Raw genomic sequence first — 20855 nt, forward strand, 5'->3', positions numbered from 1 at the left:
GGTCGCCTTGTAAAGAGCTTCGACTTTGAGTTCTGGAACTCAACCAAGGGCTCGCAAGCAGCGCGAGCGAAAACAGAGGGGCACCTCTGTCCGTTCCTAGTACTGCCCTGGCTGTGCCGGCGGGCTTGGCCAGTCAGACCTGTGATTGTTCGGATCGGCGCGATCGAATAAGTCTTGTCGCAATACGCCCCGCCGCACCGGGGGAGCCCCCGGACTGGCGGCTTCAGTGGGGCGGCCCTGGACGCCAATGGTCCGAACGTCCTTGCCAGCTACAGCAGCGGGCGAGATGAGGTTGATCTGCGCAATCGCGAACAAGGTGAAGCAGCGAACGAGTACGGTGGCTCGTCTCAGATGTTGTGCTGCGGCCATTGCTCCCTCCGCTCGATCAGTCGCTGGAAGGACGATGCAATGCGGTACATTTGAAATACTCCAGCATGTTCGGTAAACGTTCTTTGCAAGCAAGCCACGCGGGTCCAGAAACGGCGTTGATCCAGATCAACGCAAGCGGGCGCTCAGAGATCGGCGCAAGTCACGGCCTTCCGCGATTAGCTATTTCTTGGCGAAGTCCGCTCTTCGTGCGGTCATGTAGCGCTCGGCGGGGCCAATTCACTCCGGGACCGTATGCCAGACACCTACCTGCCTTACCCGTGCGGACTGCCGGCCTTTGCCGAATTCAAGAGAACGATTGAAGCAACCTAGGGCGCCGCGGTTTCTTCTTCGCCGAGTGTCTGCCAGCTTCCCGTTCCTCGAAGGTCCATCGCAGGTTCCCAGGATGGCAATATGCCCCTGTTTTGCCCGACGGGTCAAACTCGATTCGTAAAATCCGTAAACCCTTCATTTTGCAGCAGCCGGCTACTGTGCATGGGGTTGTTTTCCCAAGTCTTGTTTGCGTGCCCTGTTACGGCTGGTCCGGCACGAGCTCGGTCAGCGAGCGGATGATGCGGTCGGGCTTGACGGTCGAGCCTTCGGGCAGGCCGTCGCCATGCACGTCCATCCAGATCGCATAGATGCCGAGGCGCTGCGGCGTCACGACTTCCCATTCCAGGTTGTCGCCGATCATCCAGGTGTCCCTGGCGGTGACGCCGAGCGCTTCCATCGCGTGCAGATAGGCGCGCTCCTCGGGCTTGCCGAAGCCGTGCTCGCCCTCGATCTGGATGTGGTGGAAGCGGTGCGCGAGCTCGAAGCGCTCGACCTTGGCGCGCTGCATGTCGGCGGCGCCGTTGGTGACGAGCGCGAGCTTGATGCCGAGCGCCTTCAGCCTGTCGATCGCCTCGTGCGCGCCGGGGAAGACGAACATCTCCTCCTCGCGATAGGCGGTGAAGCGGTCGGCGAGGCGGATGGCGAGATCGTCGGGCAGGGCGCGATGGCCGGCCGCCGCGAGCGCGGCAAAGCCGCCCTTGACGGTGATGTGCCGCGCCTCGGCGAGCCTCATCCGCCACGAGGCGTCGGCATTGGCCCAGAAGTTTCGCGCGAACGCCAGCACGGCGGTTGCGACCTGCGCCGGCGGCAGCGGCGCAAGCTCCTCGGCGAACTCGTTCGCGATCGTGTTCCAGGCGATCTCGGGCCGGCCATAGGCCGACAGGATGGTGTCGTCCATGTCGATCAGCATGGCACGCGGCAGTGGCCGAACGGCACTCATGGCCACTTCACCTCCGGCGGCAGCGACGACAGGATGGAGTCCACGTTGCCGCCGGTCTTGAGCCCGAAGATGGTGCCGCGGTCGTAGAGCAGGTTGAACTCGACATAGCGGCCGCGCCGGATCAATTGCTCCTCGCGGTCCGCGGCGGTCCAGGCGCTCGCGAAGTTGCGCCGGACGATGTCGGGGTAGATCTTCAGGAAGGCGCGGCCGACATCCTGGGTGAAGGCGAGGTCGGCGTCCCAGTCGCCGCTGTCGTGCCAGTCGTAGAAGATGCCGCCGACGCCGCGCGCCTCTTTCCGGTGCGGCAGGTAGAAATACTCGTCGCACCATTTCCTGTACTTGTCGTAGTCGGCGATGCCGTTCGGCTGGTCGCAGGCTTCCTGCATCGCGGCGTGGAAGGCGATGCTGTCCGCGTCCTCCTGTGTGCGCCGGCGTTCGAGCACGGGCGTGAGATCGGCGCCGCCGCCGAACCAGGCTTTCGTGGTGACGACGAAGCGCGTGTTCATGTGCACGGCCGGGACGTGCGGATTGCGCATATGCGCGATCAGCGAGATGCCGGAGGCCCAGAACTTCGGGTCCTCCGCAGCGCCGGGGATCTGGGCGCGAAACTCGGGGGCGAATTCGCCGTGCACGGTCGAGCAGTGCACGCCGACCTTCTCGAACAGCCGGCCATGCATCATCGACATCACCCCGCCACCGCCGGCCGCACCGGTGTGGTCGGTGCGCTGCCAGGGCGTGCGCTCGAAGCGGCCGGCCTCGCCGGGATAGAGGCTTCGCGGTGCGTCGTCTTCCAGCCGCTCGAAGCTCGCGCAGATGTCGTCGCGCAAGCGCTCGAACCAGGCGCGGGCGCGGGCCTTGCGTTCTTCGATCACGGTTGGGTCCAATGTCGATGTCATCCCGTTAGCCCTGCGGACCGTAATAGGTGCAGCTCTCGTTGCAACTGTCGCGGTGGATGCTGACGCGGGCCAGCTTGCCGATAGGCTGTAGCCGCTCCCAGACGAAGCGCGACAGGTTTTCCAGCGTCGGCTTGCCCAGCGCCTCGATCTTGTTGAGGTACTTGTGGTCGAGCGTGAGCCGCACGTCCTCGATGGCGCGCTGGAGCAGGCCGAGATCGACCACCATGCCGGTGTCGGGATCGGGCGTGCCGCGCAACGTGACCTCGGCGCGGAAGGAGTGGCCGTGGATCTCTTCGCTGGCTGCGCCAAAGGTCGTTCCCGACAGCGAATGCGCCGCCTCGAAGCGGAACGATTTCGTCAATTCCCACATCTGTTCGAAAACCGATCCTATCTGATGCCGAGCGATTTATGCGTCTGCGCGCTCAGCCGCCATTGCGGATGCTGCAGGCAATAGTCGATCGCCCGCGCGGTGTTTTCGGCGACCTCGGGGCCGTCCATCGGCTGCAGCGAGAAGCGCTCGAAGGCGAGGTCCGCGAACGCTTCCGGGGCGGCGAGGGCCTGCGGATAGACCAGCTTCAGCTCGTGGCCACGGCGCAGCACGAGCTCGCTGCCGCCCTTGGGGCTGACGCAGATCCAGTCGAGCCCTTCGGGCGCCTCGATCGTGCCGTTGGTCTCGACGCCGATCTCGAAGCCGCGCGCATGGAGCGCCTCGATCAGGGCGTCATCGACTTGCAGCAGCGGCTCGCCGCCGGTCAGCACCACATAGCGGTTGGCGGCGGTCGCGCGCCACTGCGCGGCGATGGTATCGGCGAGGTCAGCGGCTGAGGCGTAGCGGCCGCCGAGCGTGCCGTCGGTGCCGACGAAATCGGTGTCGCAGAACTTGCAGGTCGCGTCCTGACGGTCGGCCTCGCGGCCGCTCCAGAGGTTGCAGCCGGCAAAGCGGCAGAACACGGACGCGCGCCCGGCATGGGCGCCTTCGCCTTGCAGGGTCAGGAAGATCTCCTTGACCGCGTAACTCACTGGTCTCTCCTCAATCCTGTGGACCGCAATCCTGTGGAACACTCCGGTTCCGCACCTGCCGCAGCGCCTCGCCTGCGGCCATCGCCGCGCTCATGGCGACATTGAGCGATCGCAGCCCTGGCATGACCGGGATCACCAGCCGCGCATCGGCCGCCTCGACCACGGCGTCGGTGACGCCGGCGCTCTCGCGTCCGAATAGCAGGATGTCCGAGGTCTGGTAATGAAAATCGCGGTAGTCGGTGGCGGCCTTGGTGGTGAACAGCAGCAGCCGGTAGCCTTGGCCTGCGCGCCACTCCTCGAATGTCGTCCAGGAGACGTGCCTGACGATGCTGACATGGTCGAGGTAATCCATTCCCGCCCGGCGGAAATGCCGGTCGGAGACCGGGAACCCAGCCGGTTCGATGATATGGGCGGCGATGCCCAGACAGGCGCAGAGCCGGAGAATCGTGCCGGTGTTCTGGGGGATGTCGGGCTGGAAAAGTGCGATCTGCATGGGCGGCGGCGAATGGGTTGCGGGCCGGAAATGTCTCAATAAAACATCGCCTGCCCCGGAATTCGTGCATTGCACGCTTCCCCGCCGTTAGCGGGCTTGCGCTCGCCCGGCAAGGGTGCCAATAGAACGATTCTGGACTGCTGTTTTCGCCCTGTTTTGGCGGGACAAGCGAAAGTTCTGCCGCCGCGGGGGGCCGCGGGCGCCGGCAGCACTGTTCCGGGGACCTTGGGGGGCTCCTGGAGCGGTTCCACCGGCAGCATAAGAAGAAAGGGTTGGAATCGTGACGACAGCGTCTTCGGCGGACCATCCGACACGCCGTGATTTCTTATTCGTTGCAACGGGGGCAGCTGCAGCAGTAGGGGGCGCGGCCGCGCTCTGGCCCTTCATCTCTCAAATGAATCCCGATGCCTCGACCATCGCCGCCGGCGCGCCGATCGAGGTCGATCTCAGCCCGATCGCCGAGGGCCAGGACATCAAGGTGTTCTGGCGCGGCAAGCCGATCTACATCAGCCACCGCACCAAGAAGCAGATCGACGAGGCGCGCGCCGTCAACGTGGCGAGCCTGCCCGACCCGCAGTCCGACGAGGCCCGGGTCAAGTCCGGCCACGAGCAGTGGCTGGTCGTGATCGGCATCTGCACCCATCTCGGCTGCATTCCGATCGCCCATGAAGGCAATTACGACGGGTTCTTCTGCCCCTGCCATGGTTCGCAGTACGATTCGTCCGGCCGCATCCGCCAGGGGCCCGCGCCCGCGAACCTGCCGGTGCCGCCGTACCAGTTCGTTTCCGACACCAAAATCCAGATCGGCTGAGCCTCGGACCCGCGTCCGAAGCTTCGCGCCGTCTCGTCGTACTAATTCCTCAGGATCGCATCATGAGCGGACCATCCGACTACCAGCCGAGCAATCCGGCCCTGCAATGGATCGAGCGACGTCTGCCGATCTTTGGTCTCATCCATTCCTCCTTCGTCGCTTATCCCACCCCGCGCAACCTGAACTACTGGTGGACCTTCGGCGCCATCCTCTCCTTCATGCTGGGGATGCAGATCCTCACCGGCGTGATCCTGGCGATGCACTACACGCCAAATGCCGATCTCGCCTTCAAGTCGGTCGAGCTGATCGTCCGTGACGTGAACTACGGCTGGCTGCTGCGCAACATGCACGCGGTCGGTGCCTCGATGTTCTTCGTCGCCGTGTACGTCCACATGTTCCGCGGCCTTTACTACGGGTCGTACAAGGAGCCGCGCGAGGTGCTGTGGATCCTCGGCGTCATCATCTACCTCCTGATGATGGCCACCGGCTTCATGGGCTACGTGCTTCCCTGGGGCCAGATGAGCTTCTGGGGCGCCACCGTCATCACCAACCTGTTCTCCGCCATTCCCTATGTCGGCGAGAGCATCGTGACGCTGCTGTGGGGCGGCTATTCGGTCGGCAACCCGACGCTGAACCGCTTCTTCTCGCTGCACTATCTCTTGCCGTTCGTGATCGCAGGCGTCGTGGTGCTCCACGTCTGGGCGCTGCACGTCGCGGGCCAGAACAACCCTGATGGTGTCGAGCCGAAGACGGAAAAGGACACGGTGCCGTTCACGCCGCACGCGACCATCAAGGACATGTTCGGCGTCGCCTGCTTCATGCTGCTCTACGCCTGGTTCATCTTCTACATGCCGAACTACCTCGGCGACGCCGACAACTACATTCCGGCGAACCCGGGCGTGACGCCGCCGCACATCGTGCCGGAATGGTATTACCTGCCGTTCTACGCGATCCTGCGCTCCATCCCGAACAAGCTCGCAGGTGTCATCGCGATGTTCGGGGCGATCATCATCCTGTGCTTCCTGCCCTGGCTCGATGCCGCCAAGACCAGGTCGTCGAAGTACCGCCCGCTGGCCAAGCAGTTCTTCTGGATCTTCGTCGCGGTCTGCATCCTGCTCGGCTATCTCGGCGCGCAGCCGCCGGAGGGCATTTATGTCATCGCCGGCCGCGTCCTGACGGTCTGCTACTTCGCCTACTTCCTGATCGTGCTGCCGCTGCTCTCGCGCATCGAGACGCCGCGGCCGGTGCCGAACTCGATTTCGGACGCGGTGCTCGCCAAGACCGGGAGCCGATCGACCCCGATGGTCTCGACAGCGATCGTGCTGGCGCTCGCCGGTTCGCTGTTCGCAGGCTCGATCGACAGCGCGAAGGCCTCCGAAGGCAGCGACACCCCTCCGGGCAACAAATGGTCGTTCGCCGGTCCCTTCGGCAAGTTCGACCGCGGCGCGCTCCAGCGCGGCCTGAAGGTCTACAAGGAAGTCTGCGCCAGCTGCCACGGCCTGTCCTACGTCGCGTTCCGCAACCTCGCCGAGCCCGGTGGACCCGGCTATTCCGTGGCGCAGGCGGCGGCCTTCGCCTCCGACTACAAGGTCAAGGACGGCCCGAACGACGCCGGGGATATGTTCGAGCGCCCGGGCCGGCCGGCGGACTATTTCCCCTCGCCGTTCCCGAACGAGCAGGCCGCGCGTGCGGCGAACGGCGGCGCGGCGCCGCCCGACCTATCGCTGATCACCAAGGCGCGCTCGTACAAGCGCGGCTTCCCCTGGTTCATCTTCGACTTCTTCACCCAGTATCAGGAGCAGGGCCCGGACTACGTCGCGGCGGTGCTTCAGGGCTTCGAGGAGAAGGTGCCGGAGGGCGTCACCATCCCGGAGGGCTCGTACTTCAACAGGTACTTCCCGGGCCACGCCATCAAGATGCCGAAGCCGCTCAGCGACGGCCAGGTGACCTATGACGACGGCTCGCCCACCACGGTCGCGCAATACGCCAAGGACGTCACCACCTTCCTGATGTGGACGGCCGAGCCGCACATGGAAGCGCGCAAGCGCCTCGGCTTCCAGGTGTTCGTGTTCCTGATCATCTTCGTTGGCCTGATGTACTTCACCAAGAAGAAGGTCTGGGCCGACTCGCACTGAGCGGCGAAGGGCGAGACGAAATGAAAAAGCCCCCGCAAAGGGGGCTTTTTTGTTGGCTGTGATTCCGAGCGATGCGTTAGCATCGAGCCCGGAATTCATTCATCCACCAACTCCGCGGCCCAATGGATTCCGGGCTCGCGCGATCGCGCGCCCGGGAATGACGAGAGTGTGGATTGCGTCATCTGCCGGCACCGGCCAGAATACCGCCAACCGCTCCCCAGAAACTCACCGGAGGACACCATGGGAACCGCCATCACCTTCAAGCGCCCGGACGGCAAGGACGCCTCGGGATATCTCGCCAATGCCGCGCGCGGCAACGCGCCGGGCGTGGTCGTGATCCAGGAATGGTGGGGCCTGTCCGACCAGATCAAGGGCCTGTGCGACCGCTTCGCGCTCGCCGGCTTCGATGCGCTGGCGCCCGATCTCTACAAGGGCAAGGTGGTGCCGTATCACGACACGGAGAGCGCCAACAAGGAGATGAACTCGCTCGACTTCATGGACGCCACCACGCAGACCGTGCGCGGCGCCGCGCAGTACCTGTCGCGCAACGGCGCCAAGGTCGGACTGACCGGCTTCTGCCTCGGCGGCGCCGTCACCATCATCGGCGCGACCAAGATTCCGGAGCTCGCCGCCGGCGTGGTGTTCTACGGCATCCCGCCGGAGCAGGCGGCCAAGCCTGCCGACGTCAAGATCCCGCTCCAGGCTCATTTCGCCAATAAGGACGATTGGTGCACGCCGGAGCTGGTCAACGGTTTCGAAAAGGCCATGAAGGCCGCCGGCAAGTCGCTCGAACTGTTCCGCTATGATGCCGAGCACGCCTTCGTCAACGAGCAGCGCCAGGCCGTGCATGACCGCGAGGCCGCCGAGCTCGCCTGGGGCCGGGCGACGGAGTTTTTTAGGAAGCATCTGGGTTGAGCGCCTGTAGGCCGGATGGAGCGCAGGGAATCCGGGGCTGTCTCGCCGCGGTACGAATCCTGGAATTGCGCTGCGCTCCATCCGGGCTACGGCACCGTGCCCACCCTTGACGCCGCCCCCGTGCCATGGTGAGTATCGCCCCCATGAGCACCGCCGTCCGCCCAGCCCGTCTTTGGTGGCGCACCTCCTGACGAGGTGGCCGGTGCGATTTCTTTTCCCAGAATCGTCGAAGGTCGCCGGCACAGCGCGGCGGCCTGATCGTTTGTCCTGTGTGGCGTTCCCTCGGCAAGTCTCGTAAGAGGACCCAAGAGGATCACATGAACAGGACAGTCTTTGCCCTCCCGGCCAGAAGTGAGTACGCGACCCGCGCGGGTCTCGCGATCACGCGCGTGGCGGAGCAATTCACCGGCGGCGCCAACAGGCTCGACGATCTCGTCAGCCTGCTCGACCGCCGCCGCGGCGTGGTGCTGTCCTCGGGCACGACCGTGCCCGGCCGCTACGAGAGCTTTGACCTCGGCTTTTCCGATCCGCCGCTCAAGCTCGAGACCGCGGGCGTCAATTTCAAGCTGGAAGCACTGAATGCGCGCGGGCAGGTGCTGATCGCCTTCCTCGGCGACGTCCTGCGCGAGCCCTGCGTCGTCATCTCCGAGAAGACGGCGACGCGGCTTGCCGGCCACATCATCCGCGGCGATGCCCCGGTCGAGGAAGACCAGCGCACGCGGCGCGCCAGCGCGATGTCGCTGGTGCGCGACCTCGTTGCCGCCTTCTCCGCCAGTGACGACGGGTTGCTCGGCCTGTTCGGCGCCTTCGCCTACGACCTCGTGTTCCAGATCGAGGACCTCGTGCAGAAGCGCGCGCGGGAAGCCGACCAGCGCGACATCGTGCTGTACGTGCCCGATCGCCTGCTGGCCTATGACCGCGCCACCGGTCGCGGCGTCGTGCTCAGCTACGACTTCGCCTGGAAGGGCAAGTCCACCGAGGGCCTGCCGCGCGAGACCGCCGACAGCCCGTACCTGAAGACGCCGCGCCAGGGCTTTGCAGATCACGCGCCGGGCGAATATCAGGCGACGGTCGAGACCGCGCGCGCGGCCTTTGCACGCGGTGATCTCTTTGAAGCCGTGCCGGGCCAGCTGTTCGCCGAACCCTGCGAACGCTCGCCGGCCGAAGTGTTCCAGCGCCTCTGCGTCATCAACCCGTCGCCCTATGGCGCGCTGATGAATCTCGGTGAGGGTGAATTCCTGGTTTCCGCCTCGCCGGAAATGTTCGTGCGCTCGGACGGACGCCGCGTCGAGACCTGCCCGATCTCGGGCACGATTGCACGCGGTACCGACGCGATCGGCGATGCCGAGCAGATCCGCCAGCTGCTGAACTCGGAGAAGGACGAGTTCGAGCTCAACATGTGCACCGATGTCGACCGTAACGACAAGGCGCGCGTCTGCGTGCCCGGCACGATCAAGGTCTTGGCGCGCCGGCAGATCGAGACCTACTCGAAGCTGTTCCACACCGTCGATCACGTCGAGGGCATGCTGCGCCCCGGCTTCGATGCGCTGGATGCCTTCCTCACCCATGCATGGGCCGTCACCGTCACCGGCGCGCCGAAGCTGTGGGCGATGCAGTTCGTCGAGGATCACGAGCGCTCGCCGCGGCGCTGGTATGCCGGCGCCATTGGAGCTGTGAATTTCGACGGCAGCATCAACACCGGCCTTACAATCCGCACCATCCGCATGAAGGATGGTCTCGCAGAAGTGCGTGTCGGTGCCACCTGCCTGTTCGATTCAGATCCCGCCGCGGAAGACCGCGAATGCCAGGTCAAGGCGGCCGCCCTGTTCCAGGCGCTGCGCGGCGATCCGCCAAAACCGTTGTCGACCTTTGCGCCCGATGCCACCGGCTCCGGCAAGCGGGTGCTGCTGATCGACCACGACGACAGCTTCGTGCACATGCTCGCCGATTATTTCCGCCAGGTCGGCGCCGAGGTCACCGTGGTCCGCTATGTGCATGCGCTCGACATGCTCAAGCAGAAGAGGTGGGATTTGCTGGTGCTGTCGCCCGGCCCCGGGCGCCCTGAGGATTTCGGGATCAAGAAGACCATCGATGCGGCGCTGGAGAGGAAGCTGCCGGTGTTCGGCGTCTGCCTCGGCGTGCAGGCGATCGGCGAATATTTCGGCGGCGAGCTCGGCCAGCTCACCCATCCCGCCCACGGCAGGCCCTCGCGGGTCCAGGTGCGCGGCGGCCGCCTGATGCGCAACCTGCCGAACGAGATCATCATCGGCCGCTATCACTCGCTCTTTGTCGAGCGCGACAGCATGCCGGAGGTGCTTGATGTCACCGCCAGCACTGACGACGGCGTCGCCATGGCGCTGGAGCACAAGACCCTGCCGGTCGCCGGCGTGCAATTCCATCCGGAATCGCTGATGTCGCTCGGCGGCGAGGTGGGCTTGCGTATTGTCGAGAATGCGTTCCGGCTGGATGCCGGGGCAAATTGAATGAGTGTCGTCATTGCGAGGAGCCCGCGAAAAATTGCAAAGCAATTTTGCACAGGCGACGAAGCAATCCAGACTGCTGCCGCGGAGAAGAACTGGATTGCTTCGCTTCGCTCGCAATGACGATGGAGAAGCCAGAGCGAGATAACCATGACCTTTGACCACGACATCAAGGCGAGCGTCCGCACCATTCCCGACTATCCAAAGCCGGGGATCATGTTCCGCGACATCACGACCCTGCTTGCGGATGCGCGCGCGTTCCGCCGCGCGGTAGACGAGCTCGTCAATCCCTGGGCCGGCAACAAGATCGACAAGGTCGCCGGCATGGAGGCGCGCGGCTTCATCATCGGCGGGGCGGTGGCGCATCAGCTCTCGGCCGGCTTCGTGCCGATCCGCAAGAAGGGCAAGCTGCCGCACACCACCGTGCGCATCGCCTACTCGCTCGAATACGGCATCGACGAGATGGAGATGCATGTCGATGCGGTCGCGCCCGGCGAGCGCGTGATCCTGGTCGACGACCTCATCGCCACCGGCGGCACCGCCGAGGGCGCGGTGAAGCTGCTGCGCCAGATCGGTGCCAACGTCGTCGCCGCCTGCTTCATCGTCGACCTGCCCGAGCTTGGCGGCGCCGCCAAGCTGCGCGCCATGGACGTGCCGGTGCGCACGCTGATGACGTTCGAGGGGCACTGAGCTGCACGCGGGCGAAGGCCTTCGCCCGTGAAATTTCCGCCTAAGACCTCTGCAGGATCAGGCTGAGCTCGAGCTCCCGGAACGCGAGGTAATTGCGCCGGGTCCACTGGTGCAGCTCGGTGGAGGAGTCCTTTTCCTGGCGCAGATAGCCGGTGAAGGAGAAGCTCAGCCGGTCGATATAGGTCTTGAGGAAGCCGGGCAGGGCGGGCAGGCGGAACAGCCGGCCGCCTCCCATCGCGGGGGGCAGCTCGCCGCGCACGACATACTCGTTGTCGACCGTAATCAGGTTCATCCGCGGGATCTGCGCGCGCAGCATCTCATGGGCGCGGGCCGAGACGCGGTCGGTATCGGCGACGAACAGGATCTGCGGCGCGACGTGGCGGCGTGCCGCCTCCTTGAGCAGGCCGATCTCCTCGGTCATCTTGAAGAACTCGTCGAAGGCGTGGAAGCCTAGGTCGATCACCTTGGCAAGGCCGTCATCGAGGATGACGCGGTCCATCAGCTGCATCTTGCCGTAGGTGTCGATCACGTCGGCGGTCTCGGTGATCTTCGGCAAATAATCGACCAGCGACGGTTCCTTCAGGTTGACGTCGAACGCCGCGACATTGCCGTTCTTGAGCAGCAGGAATTCGCTCAGCAGCCGCGCCAGCAGGGTCTTGCCGACCTGCGGGCGAGGCGAGCAGATGATGTAGACGGGGGTCGGGGACATTGCAGGCTATTATTTGAGCGAACTTGTCGCCCAATCCAGCCGTATCCGACCGGGGTCCGCAACTATTTTTCGGTGCTGCGGGTCGCCGGCTTCGAACCGACGATGTCGGTCAGGCGGATGCGGTCGAACTCGCTCCAGACATTGGCCAGCCAGTGCCGGACATAGCCGCGCAGCACGAACGAATAGTTCGCCGGCTCGTCGCTGATGCCCTTGTTGGCGACGAACTTCAGGAACGGAACGGAAGACACCTCGACCTGCTCATAGGCCATTTCGTTGAGCTTGGGGATGGTGAGCTCGGTCGCGTCCTTGATGCGATGGAAGTAGGAATTGTAGGTCGCCTGGTCCCACTGGAAGAACTGGGTGTCATTGATGAAGTTCTTCACCAGGAAATATTTCGCGCCGCTCATGAAGCCGGCAGTCTCGGCGATCTCCTCCAGTGAGGCGATCGAGGGTCCCAGGATATGGAACACCGCAAAGGTGATCTGGCCGGCCTTGGCGGCGTCGAGGAAGCCGATGTCGCGGAGCGAAGCCAGCGCCGGCGAGAGCAGGCCGGCGCGGACGTCGATGACGGTGACTGAAGGGCTGACAGCGTTGAGCGTGTCGAAGATCTTCATCTGGTCGGCCGTCGTCGTCATGTCGACGATCTCGGTGATGTCAGGGTGGAAGCGCTTCAGGGTTCCGCGCGGCGACTCCGTGTCGAACGCGCGGGTCGGCACGTTGTTGGCCGAGAAATAATCGAGCAGGGTGCGCGATACCGTGGTCTTGCCGACCCCGCCCTTGTCCGCGCCCACCACAACCACTGCCGGCTTTGCCATTGCTGTCCCCTAACGCGCGCCCCCGATCGCGACGTCGCAATCGGCCGGGCCCCAAATCGATGTCCCAAAAGACCCGAGTCTGCTGTTGGGCGCGAACATGGCAGAAACAAGGGAGAATTCAATTCCTTGCGCCCCGGTTGCGGCAATTCCCGAGGGTTTTTCCCGATCGGTGTCAAACTCGCCACGCACCACGGACGATCGCGTGGCTCAGTGACGGCCCCACGGTCCCATCGGGTTGCTTGCCGGGGCTCCTGAGGGGCTCGGTGCGGGAATGGGCGGCGGATTGGCCGGACCGGCTGCATCGCCCCATGGCCCCTGCGACAGCGGCGGCGGGGTATCGTCTGCCCCGGCTTGTTCCGCCTCGGGCTGATCCGTCTCCTCAGTGGGGTCCGGCAGCGGACCGGGGTCGTGGCCGCCGGCGAACTTGACCAGGGCGTCGACCCGGGACTGCACGGAAGGGTGGGTCGCGAACAGGTCGGCAAAACCCTCGCGCGGATTGTCGACGCAGAGCTCCATTACCGCCGAGGTTGCGCCTGGCAGCTCGCCGCGATTCTCGATCTTGCGCAGCGCCGAGATCATGGCGTCCGGATCTTTCGTCAGCTCGACCGAGCCGGCGTCGGCGAGGTATTCGCGCGAGCGCGATAGCGCGAGCTTCACCACCTGGGACATCAGCCAGGCCACCACGATCAGCACGACCGCGATGATGATGACGATCACCGCGCCGCCGCCGGAGCTCTTGCTGTCGCTGGACGACGAGGACGACCGCGACGACGAGGAGGAGCCCGAGGACCACGAGCCGCCGGAGTTCCAGCTCAAATTCGTGAACAGGCGGAAGAATAATTCGCCGAAGAAGCCGACCACGCCGGCGATGATGACGGCGACCACCATCAACTGCACGTCGCCGTTCCTGATGTGGGTCAGCTCGTGGCCCAGCACCGCCTCGATCTCCTTGTCGTTCAGCGCGCTGAGGAGGCCTGTGGTGACGGTGACCGAATATTGCCGCGGGTTGAGGCCAGTCGCGAACGCGTTCAGTGCCGGGCTCTCCATGATCTTCAGCTTCGGCATGGTGATGCCGCGCGAGATGCAGAGATTTTCGAGCAGGTTGTAGAGCCGCGGCTCCTCCTGCCTTGTGACGTCATGGCCGCCGGTCACCGCGTCGATCATCGACTGGTGGAAGAAATAGGCGATCACGACCCAGAGCGCCGTCACGATTGTCGCGACTGGCGCTGCGACGATCAGATCATGGAAGGCGTGGCTCAGGTAGAAGGCAACGGTCCCGTTGCTGTCGATGAGAACTTCGGCGACCAGTGCGCCGGCATAGACCAGCACGTAGACCAGCGCGAACAGGCCGGCGAGCAGCAGCATCGAACGAAACTTGTTCGAGGCGATGTGCGTGTAGAGACCGTACGCGGCCATGACGCGTTGCCCTGCCGGCCTATCGGCTCAAATCAGAACTTCACCTGAGGCGCGACCTCGACCTCGGTACGGCTGGCGCCGAGATCGAAGAAGTCCTTCCTGGTGAACCCGAACATGCCGGCGAACAGCGCGGCGGGCATCTGCTGGATGCCGGTGTTGTATTCCTGGACCGCGTTGTTGAAGAAGCGGCGGCTGGCCGCGATCTTGTTCTCGAGGTCGGAGAGCTCGGATGCGAGTTGCTGGAAATTGGCGTTGGCCTTGAGGTCCGGATAGGCCTCCGACAGCGCGATCAGCCGGCCGAGCGCGCCGGAGAGCTGGGTCTCGGCGGCGGACACCTGCGCCGGCCCCTGCGCGGACATTGCCGAATTGCGCGCCTTGATGACGTCGTCGAGCGTGCCGCGCTCATGCGAGGCGTAGCCCTTCACGGTCTCGACCAGGTTCGGGACGAGGTCATGGCGCTGCTTGAGCTGCACGTCGATGTCGGCAAAGGCCTGGCCGACGCGCTGGCTCAACGCCACCAGACGGTTGTAGGCACTGAAGGCCAGGAACACGAGAACGACGATGACGCCGAGAACGATCCAGCCGGTCGACATGGAGAACTCCTGAAGAGGGAAGAAGGCGGGCGCTAGGGTAGACCAAATTGGCGCAGGACGAGAGCCCTGGCGCGGAGGGGAGGCAAGACTTGGTCGGATCAGGAACCGTCCGAGTTCAAGGCAAAGGCCACGAATGAGGTTAACTTTCGGCAATGACGGCATCGCCCCAGCGCCAACGCCGGGCGCTTGCATAGGCTGCCTTGTCGCGGCGGGGCACCTTCGTGAGCCCCACTCCGTCCTCGGTGCAAAGCTTCGCGGCGATCTCGGCCTTGCCGACGTCCGGCGGCGCCAGCACGCGCGCGGCGCGAGTGGCGGGCGGCCTGCGGGTGAGGGCGACGTAGATGAAGCGCTCGTCCTCGAACGGCACCTCGGCACCCTTGATCTGGCGATGCGCCTGCGAGCGCGGCAGGCGCTGGCTGAAGTGGCACCAGTCGGGCGCGGCGAGCGGGCAGGGTTTTTCGTGCGGGCAGGGGGCGGAGACGTAGGCACCAGCGCCGATCAGTTGCTGGCGCAGCGCGAGGATGCGGGCGTAGCCGGCGGGCGTGCCGGGCTCGATCACGACCAGCGCGTGGCCGGCCTTGGCCCACATCGTTTCCGCAAGCTTGCGCTGATCGCCTTCGTTGAGCTCGCCGATGATGTAGCTGGCAATCACGAGATCGGCTTGCGGGACCTCGGCGAGGTTACCGCCGGCATCGCCCGGCAGATAGCGGCACTCCGCGAGGCGCGTGCTGTCGCGTGCCAGTTCGAGAGCGAGCCTGCTGAGCGTGGCGTTGGCGTCGAGCAGGGTGAAATCCTGCAGCGACGGAAACGCTTCCGCGGCAGCCCAGCTTGCGGTGCCCGGGCCGGCGCCGACATCGAGCAGCGTTTCAGGCGCAAGGTGAGGTGCGATCTCGGTCAGCGCATTCAGGCTCGCGGCGACCGCCGCATAGGTCGCCGGCATGCGCGCCAGCGCATAGGCGAGGGCATCGGCCTCCGACTTGATCGTGCCGGAGCCGCCGCCCGAGCGATAGGTGGTCGAGATCTTCTGCGAGCGCTGTGCGGCGCCGGTGCGCGAGAAGCCCTGCAGCTTGCCGTCGAGCGCGGCTTTGAGTTCGGCGGGGAGGGTGGGAGAGATCATGTTTGCCCACCCTCATTCCGGGGCGCGCGCGGCGCGAACTCTGATGCGCAATCGCGCATCAGAGGAGTTCGAGTGTCCAACATTTCGGAGTCTCGCTGCGCGAGCCCCGGAATGACATGCAAGCGATGTCACGCCACGTTCTGGTCGAGAATGTCCACGGCCTCGGCGAGGCTCACCGACACCAGCTGCGAGACGCCGCGCTCGGCCATGGTGACGCCGAACAGCCTGTTCATCCGCGCCATCGTGATCGGGTTGTGCGTGATGATGATGAAGCGCGTGTCGGTCGAGCCGGTCATCTCGTGCAAGAGGTTGCAGTACCGTTCGACGTTGTGGTCGTCGAGCGGCGCGTCGACTTCGTCCAGCACGCAGATCGGCGAGGGGTTGGTCAAGAACACCGCGAAGATCAGCGCCATCGCGGTCAGCGCCTGCTCGCCGCCCGAGAGCAGCGACAGCGTCTGCGGCTTCTTGCCCGGGGGCTTTGCGATGATCTCGAGACCGGCTTCGAGCGGGTCGTCGCTCTCGATCAGGTGCAGCGCTGCCTCGCCGCCGCCGAACAGCTCGACGAACAGGCGCTTGAAGTGGTTGTTGACGACTTCGAACGACGTCAGGAGCCGCTCGCGGGCTTCCTTGTTGAGGCTCTGGATACCCTGGCGCAGCCGCTTGATGGCCTCGACCAGGTCGTCGCGCTCGGTGACCAGACCCGTGTGCTGGGTCTCGACCTCGCGCAGCTCTTCCTCGGCGCGCAAATTGACGGCGCCGAGGCGCTCGCGGTCGCGGCGCATCTTCTCGAGGTCTTCCTCGATGTCGTGCAGCGGCGGCAGCTCCGCGCCGGGCTCGATCTCGGCTAGACCGGCGACGGCCTGTGGTTCGACCTCGAGCATGTCGCGGATCTCGCGCTCGATGTCTTCGAGCCGGCGCCGCGCGCCTTCCATGCGCTCCTCGGCGCGGGCGGTGGCCTCGCGGGCGCTGGAGAGCGCTTCGAGCGTCAGCTTGGCGACCCGGTCGGTTTCCGCCATCGCGGTCTCCGCGGTGGCGAGCGCGTCGGCGGCCATGCGGCGGTCGTTCTCGGCGTATTCGATCTCGGTGATCAGCGCGCTGCGCTTCTCGGCGAACATTTGCGGCGCGTTTTCGAGCTCGCTGCGCTCGATCGTGAGTTCGGCGATACGGGCCTGGATGGTGTCGATGTGGGAGGCCGCGCTCTCCTTGCGGTTCTGCCACTCGGTGCGCTCGGCGAGGATCGCCTGCACGCGGCGGTCGGCGAGCTCGGCCTCGCGCGCCAGCGCCTGCGCTTCGGCGCGGACCTGGGCGGCCATGCGGCGATGGGCTTCGATGTCGCTGCGAACGGCGGCGAGGCGGGTCTCGGTGTCCTCGCTCGATGGCAGCTCGGAGATGCCGGCCTGGGCGTATTCGTAGGCGGCCTCGGCCTCGGCGCGGTCGGCGGCGAGACGGCTGTGCGCTTCCGACAGCGTCGCCTTGCGGGCGGCGTGGCGGCTGATCTCGCGCTCGGCGGCGGCGTGGCGCTCGCGCGCGGCGTTGAGCTCGCGCTGCGCGGCGCGCCAGGCTTCGCGCGCAGCACCTTCGGTGCTCGCGGCCATCTGCAGCTCGGACTCGGCGTTCTCCAGCGCCTGGCGCTTGATCTGCGCGTCGATACGGGCCTGCTCGAGCTCGTTCTCGATGTCGACGAGGCGAGCGCGTTCGGCGAGGCGGCGTGCCGCGCCGGTCGGCGCATGGGCCGCGGCGACGAAACCGTCCCAGCGCCAGACGTCGCCCTCGGGCGAGACCAGCCGCTGGCCGGTCTTGAGCTGGGAGACGAGCTCGGCGCCGCGCTCGCGCGGCACCACGCCGATCTGAGCGAGACGGCGGGCCAGCTCGGCGGGCGCCTGCACATGGCTCGCGAGCGGAACGGCACCTTCGGGCAGTTCCGGATCGCCCTCGGTGTGTCCGACATTGGTCCAGCGCATCGGCGCCGACGGGTCGATCGGCGCGTCGAGATCGTCGCCCAGCGCAGCGCCGATCGCCTTTTCAAAACCCTTGTCGACGGTGATGCCGTCGATGATCGGCGGCCACAGATTCTTGGTCTCGCCGTTGACGATCTTGGAGATGGTGCGCGCCTCGGTCTCGAGGCGCTGCACGCGCTTGTCCGCTTCGTTCAGCGGCGAGCGCGAGGATTCCAGCGTCTGGCGTGCCGCGACATGCGCGGCTTCGCTGGCCTGCGCCGCGGCTTCCGAAGCCGCCAGCGTCTGCTCCGCGGTCTCGACCAGCGCGGTCAGCTCGTCGAGATCGCCGAAGCCACCGGTGGCCTCGGTGAGCTTCTGCTCTTCGGCGGCGACGTTCGCGATCTCCTGGTCGAGCCGGGCGAGCTTGTCGCGATGGGTGCGTACGTTGGCCTCGAGCTGGTTGCGCTTGGCGGTGAGGTCGGCGAGCGCGGTGGTGAGCTCGGCGAACTGCCGCTCGGTCTCGGTCAGCACCGCCTCGGCCTCGGCCACGCGCTCGTCGACGCCGGAGCGCTTCTCGACGCGCGACCTGATCTCTTCCTTCAGCTCCGCGTCCTCGGTGTCGAGGCGCTGCAGCGCGACATCGGCGTCCATGGTCTGCTGCTGGGCGCGCGAGATGTCGCCTTCGAACTGGGCGAGGCGGCGCTCGAGCTCGGCGACGCGCTCCTTGGCGCGCTCTTCCTCGCGGTCGAGCTGCTCGCGGGCATTGGTGAGGCGCTGCAGGCCGGCCGCGGCGCGCGCTTCGGCATCGCGCAGCGCCGGCATTTCGGCGGCGCGGATCGCCTGGATGCGGGCGGCTTCGGCCTGGTGCTGGGTGCGCTCGGCCATCTCGCGCACGGCGAGGTCGTGGGTCTGGCCAGATTCGTTGACGTCGGCATGGGCGCCGATCCAGCGTAGATGGAACAGGGTGGCTTCGGCCTTGCGGACCTTGGCGGCAACCTCGCGGTAGCGCACGGCCTGGCGGGCCTGCTTCTTCAAGCCTTCCATCTGGCCGGAGAGCTGGCCGATGACGTCCTCGACGCGGGTGAGGTTGGTTTCGGCCGCCTTCAGCCGCAGCTCGGCCTCGTGGCGGCGGGCGTGCAGGCCGGCGACGCCGGCGGCATCTTCCAGCACGCGGCGGCGCTGCTCGGGCTTGGCCTGGATGATCTCGCCGATCTTGCCCTGGTGGACGAGGGCCGGCGAGCGTGCGCCGGTGGCGGCGTCGGCGAACAGGATCTGCACGTCGCGGGCGCGCACGTCGCGGCCGTTGATGCGATAGACCGAGCCCGCTTCGCGCTCGATGCGGCGGGAGATTTCGAGGATCTGGCTGTCGTTCATCGCCGCCGGCGCGGTGCGATCGGCATTGTCGATCGTCATCGTCACTTCGGCGTGGTTGCGCGCCGGACGGTTGCCGGAGCCGGCGAAGATCACCGCGTCCATGTCGGCGGCGCGCAGCGACTTGTACGAGGTTTCCCCCATCGCCCAGCGCAGCGCTTCGACGAGATTCGACTTGCCGCAGCCGTTGGGGCCGACCACGCCGGTCAGGCCGGGCTCGATGACGAAGTCCGTGGGCTCAACGAAGGACTTGAAGCCGTGAAGTCGCAGGCGGGTGATTTTCATAAGCACGCATCTCTGTTGGCAGGCGCGAATCCCCTGCCGGGACAATACCATGAAAGGCAATGTCGCTATCCGGGCGAGTCGCGCGAGGCGCCTCATGCGGCTGGACAATGGCCGCGGTGCGCCGCGAGGGCAACCGGCGAAAGCTGCTTTTCCCAAGGGATTTATGCCGGGAAAGCGACGGCTTTCGAGATGCGAATCAGGTTCTTGACGAGCGAATCAGCTCTTCAGCAGCGGGTTGATCTTCTTGGCGAACTCCTCGAACGAGGCCTCGCCCTTGATCTTCTCGCCGTTGATGAAGAAGGTCGGCGTCGAATCCACCTTGAGCACGTCGCTGGCATATTTCTGGTCGGCGGCGATCTTGTCGAGCAGCGCCTGGTCCTTCAGGCAGGCTTCGACCTGCTGCTGGGTGAGGCCGGCCTGCTTGCCGATCCGCGTCAGGGTCTCGGTGGTGTTCTTCATCACCCAGTCGCTCTGCTGGCGGAACAGCATGTCGGTGACGGCGAAGTATTTCGGCGCATCGCCATTGGCGATGCAGCGTGACAGCATCGAACCGGCGGCTGCTTTGATGTCGAGCGGGAACTCGCGGAAGATGTAACGCACCTTGCCGGTGTCGATGTATTCCTTCTTGATCTTCGGGAACACCTGCTCGTTGAAGGCGGCGCAGTGCGGGCAGGTCATCGAGGCGTATTCGGTGATGGTGACGGCGGCGTCGTTCGGGCCCAGCGCCATGTCGGGCAGCGACACCGGCTTCGCCACATCGGTGGCCGACTGCGCCATCGCTTCAGGGATCATGGCCTCGGAGATGAACCGCAGCGGCGAGAGCCCGGCGACCGCGGCAAGCCCGGTCAGCGACAGCATCGTGGTGAAGGCCCGGCGGGTGATGATCAAGGTCGGCTCCCGAATTGGCAAGATGTTTGCCCGAGGTTCCCATTCGGGCGGCCTGTCGCTAGCTTGAAACGTCGCCCGAGGCAATGGCGGGCGGCAGCGACCGGTCCAGTTTGGCGGCGAAATGAGGCTCAATTTCGCTTGATGGCGGCCCCGAGCCGCGCCAGCGCCGACTTGAGCTGTTCATCTTCGATGTCGCTCAGGCCCTCCGCCACTTTGGCGACCGCCTCGGGGTCCGGAGGTCCGGGCCGCTTCCGGCCGCTCGGCCGCGACAGGGGGGCCTGGCGGAAGGCCAGCTTGCCGACCGCGCTCCAGCCGAAGAAGCGGTTGACCCGTTCCAGGATTACATCGGCCGAGTGCTGGATCTCCAGCGCCATCGGGCCCTCGACCCGCAGCACCAGCGTCGCCGGCTCCTGCGGCTGGCCTTCGACCGGCCGCGGCCATTGCATCTTGAGCGGCTCGGCATGAGCCGCGATCTCCGGCCCCGCGATCTGCGCCCAGCGCGTCACCAGCTCACGCGCCGCAAAGCCCTGCTTGGCATAGGCCTCCGCAAATACGTCGTTGAGCAGGATCCCGAGCGGTTTCGCGCTGATGGGGCCGGGCTTGAAGATGGGACCGGATTTCGACATGGGGGCCTTATAGCACTGC

General features: G+C 65.8%; 18 protein-coding genes. 5 read left to right on the forward strand and 13 right to left on the reverse strand.

What is annotated here, in order from left to right; all coding sequences use genetic code 11:
- Positions 1-898: 898 nt before the first annotated feature.
- From ACNJYB_RS09730 to ACNJYB_RS09750, 5 genes are read right to left on the reverse strand one after another with little or no spacing between them, the layout of a single operon-like run.
- The gene (locus ACNJYB_RS09730; protein WP_439373745.1) at positions 899-1639 is read right to left on the reverse strand and encodes an HAD family hydrolase; all 741 of its coding nucleotides are present in this window, start codon (positions 1637-1639) and stop codon (positions 899-901) included.
- Positions 1636-2535: an oxygen-dependent coproporphyrinogen oxidase gene (gene hemF, locus ACNJYB_RS09735; RefSeq protein WP_439373746.1), complete on the reverse strand. Its 900-nt coding sequence runs from the start codon at positions 2533-2535 to the stop codon at positions 1636-1638. Before hemF ends, ACNJYB_RS09730 begins: the two co-directional genes overlap by 4 nt.
- Before the next feature lie 4 nt (positions 2536-2539).
- On the reverse strand, positions 2540-2905 hold the full coding sequence (locus ACNJYB_RS09740) for a 6-pyruvoyl trahydropterin synthase family protein (protein WP_439373747.1): 366 nt from the start codon (positions 2903-2905) through the stop codon (positions 2540-2542).
- Between the two features lie 17 nt (positions 2906-2922).
- Positions 2923-3555, reverse strand: coding sequence for a 7-carboxy-7-deazaguanine synthase (gene queE / locus ACNJYB_RS09745; protein WP_439373748.1), 633 nt, complete (start codon positions 3553-3555; stop codon positions 2923-2925).
- Between the two features lie 10 nt (positions 3556-3565).
- Positions 3566-4048 (reverse strand): tRNA (cytidine(34)-2'-O)-methyltransferase, encoded by a 483-nt coding sequence (locus ACNJYB_RS09750; RefSeq protein ID WP_439373749.1) that lies wholly within the window; start codon positions 4046-4048, stop codon positions 3566-3568.
- A gap of 280 nt (positions 4049-4328) precedes the next feature.
- On the opposite strand from ACNJYB_RS09750, the gene petA reads away from it, so the two are divergent.
- The 5 genes from petA (at position 4329) to ACNJYB_RS09775 (ending at position 11079) form a co-directional block, all read left to right on the forward strand.
- The gene (gene petA / locus ACNJYB_RS09755; RefSeq protein ID WP_011085272.1) at positions 4329-4859 is read left to right on the forward strand and encodes a ubiquinol-cytochrome c reductase iron-sulfur subunit; all 531 of its coding nucleotides are present in this window, start codon (positions 4329-4331) and stop codon (positions 4857-4859) included.
- Between the two features lie 62 nt (positions 4860-4921).
- The gene (gene fbcH, locus ACNJYB_RS09760) at positions 4922-6994 is read left to right on the forward strand and encodes a cytochrome b/c1 (protein WP_439373750.1); all 2073 of its coding nucleotides are present in this window, start codon (positions 4922-4924) and stop codon (positions 6992-6994) included.
- 240 nt (positions 6995-7234) lie between these two features.
- Positions 7235-7909, forward strand: coding sequence for a dienelactone hydrolase family protein (locus ACNJYB_RS09765; protein ID WP_158670283.1), 675 nt, complete (start codon positions 7235-7237; stop codon positions 7907-7909).
- 317 nt (positions 7910-8226) lie between these two features.
- Complete coding sequence (locus ACNJYB_RS09770; protein WP_439373751.1) at positions 8227-10392, forward strand: anthranilate synthase component I; 2166 nt, start codon at positions 8227-8229, stop codon at positions 10390-10392.
- 147 nt (positions 10393-10539) lie between these two features.
- Positions 10540-11079, forward strand: coding sequence for an adenine phosphoribosyltransferase (locus tag ACNJYB_RS09775; protein ID WP_439373752.1), 540 nt, complete (start codon positions 10540-10542; stop codon positions 11077-11079).
- A 40-nt stretch (positions 11080-11119) separates the two neighbouring features.
- On the opposite strand, the gene ACNJYB_RS09780 is transcribed toward ACNJYB_RS09775, so the two are convergent.
- The 8 genes from ACNJYB_RS09780 to ACNJYB_RS09815 form a co-directional block, all read right to left on the reverse strand.
- A complete protein-coding gene (locus ACNJYB_RS09780; protein WP_439373753.1) occupies positions 11120-11788 on the reverse strand; it encodes a hypothetical protein in 669 nt (222 codons plus the stop codon).
- A gap of 62 nt (positions 11789-11850) precedes the next feature.
- On the reverse strand, positions 11851-12603 hold the full coding sequence (locus tag ACNJYB_RS09785) for a hypothetical protein (RefSeq protein WP_439373754.1): 753 nt from the start codon (positions 12601-12603) through the stop codon (positions 11851-11853).
- A gap of 207 nt (positions 12604-12810) precedes the next feature.
- Entirely contained in the window at positions 12811-14019 is a 1209-nt protein-coding gene (locus ACNJYB_RS09790) for a M48 family metallopeptidase (RefSeq protein WP_439373755.1), read from the reverse strand.
- 32 nt (positions 14020-14051) lie between these two features.
- Complete coding sequence (locus tag ACNJYB_RS09795) at positions 14052-14612, reverse strand: LemA family protein (protein ID WP_439373756.1); 561 nt, start codon at positions 14610-14612, stop codon at positions 14052-14054.
- A 139-nt stretch (positions 14613-14751) separates the two neighbouring features.
- The gene (locus ACNJYB_RS09800) at positions 14752-15729 is read right to left on the reverse strand and encodes a small ribosomal subunit Rsm22 family protein (protein ID WP_439373757.1); all 978 of its coding nucleotides are present in this window, start codon (positions 15727-15729) and stop codon (positions 14752-14754) included.
- Between the two features lie 128 nt (positions 15730-15857).
- Positions 15858-19322: a chromosome segregation protein SMC gene (gene smc / locus ACNJYB_RS09805; protein ID WP_439373758.1), complete on the reverse strand. Its 3465-nt coding sequence runs from the start codon at positions 19320-19322 to the stop codon at positions 15858-15860.
- A gap of 216 nt (positions 19323-19538) precedes the next feature.
- Complete coding sequence (locus ACNJYB_RS09810) at positions 19539-20210, reverse strand: DsbA family protein (RefSeq protein WP_439373759.1); 672 nt, start codon at positions 20208-20210, stop codon at positions 19539-19541.
- A 128-nt stretch (positions 20211-20338) separates the two neighbouring features.
- Positions 20339-20836: a DUF721 domain-containing protein gene (locus tag ACNJYB_RS09815; protein WP_439373760.1), complete on the reverse strand. Its 498-nt coding sequence runs from the start codon at positions 20834-20836 to the stop codon at positions 20339-20341.
- Positions 20837-20855 lie beyond the last annotated feature (19 nt).

Source organism: Bradyrhizobium sp. SMVTL-02, from assembly GCF_051853005.1.
GTDB lineage: Bacteria > Pseudomonadota > Alphaproteobacteria > Rhizobiales > Xanthobacteraceae > Bradyrhizobium.

Bases quoted from the DNA above. Each gene is read 5' to 3' on its own strand.
- ACNJYB_RS09730 (WP_439373745.1), bottom strand. From the start codon at position 1,639: ATGAGTGCCGTTCGGCCACTGCCGCGTGCCATGCTGATCGACATGGAC.
- hemF (WP_439373746.1), bottom strand. From the start codon at position 2,535: ATGACATCGACATTGGACCCAACCGTGATCGAAGAACGCAAGGCCCGC.
- ACNJYB_RS09740 (WP_439373747.1), bottom strand. From the start codon at position 2,905: ATGTGGGAATTGACGAAATCGTTCCGCTTCGAGGCGGCGCATTCGCTG.
- ACNJYB_RS09750 (WP_439373749.1), bottom strand. From the start codon at position 4,048: ATGCAGATCGCACTTTTCCAGCCCGACATCCCCCAGAACACCGGCACG.
- fbcH (WP_439373750.1), top strand. From the start codon at position 4,922: ATGAGCGGACCATCCGACTACCAGCCGAGCAATCCGGCCCTGCAATGG.
- ACNJYB_RS09765 (WP_158670283.1), top strand. From the start codon at position 7,235: ATGGGAACCGCCATCACCTTCAAGCGCCCGGACGGCAAGGACGCCTCG.
- ACNJYB_RS09770 (WP_439373751.1), top strand. From the start codon at position 8,227: ATGAACAGGACAGTCTTTGCCCTCCCGGCCAGAAGTGAGTACGCGACC.
- ACNJYB_RS09775 (WP_439373752.1), top strand. From the start codon at position 10,540: ATGACCTTTGACCACGACATCAAGGCGAGCGTCCGCACCATTCCCGAC.
- ACNJYB_RS09780 (WP_439373753.1), bottom strand. From the start codon at position 11,788: ATGTCCCCGACCCCCGTCTACATCATCTGCTCGCCTCGCCCGCAGGTC.
- ACNJYB_RS09785 (WP_439373754.1), bottom strand. From the start codon at position 12,603: ATGGCAAAGCCGGCAGTGGTTGTGGTGGGCGCGGACAAGGGCGGGGTC.
- ACNJYB_RS09790 (WP_439373755.1), bottom strand. From the start codon at position 14,019: ATGGCCGCGTACGGTCTCTACACGCACATCGCCTCGAACAAGTTTCGT.
- ACNJYB_RS09795 (WP_439373756.1), bottom strand. From the start codon at position 14,612: ATGTCGACCGGCTGGATCGTTCTCGGCGTCATCGTCGTTCTCGTGTTC.
- ACNJYB_RS09800 (WP_439373757.1), bottom strand. From the start codon at position 15,729: ATGATCTCTCCCACCCTCCCCGCCGAACTCAAAGCCGCGCTCGACGGC.
- smc (WP_439373758.1), bottom strand. From the start codon at position 19,322: ATGAAAATCACCCGCCTGCGACTTCACGGCTTCAAGTCCTTCGTTGAG.
- ACNJYB_RS09815 (WP_439373760.1), bottom strand. From the start codon at position 20,836: ATGTCGAAATCCGGTCCCATCTTCAAGCCCGGCCCCATCAGCGCGAAA.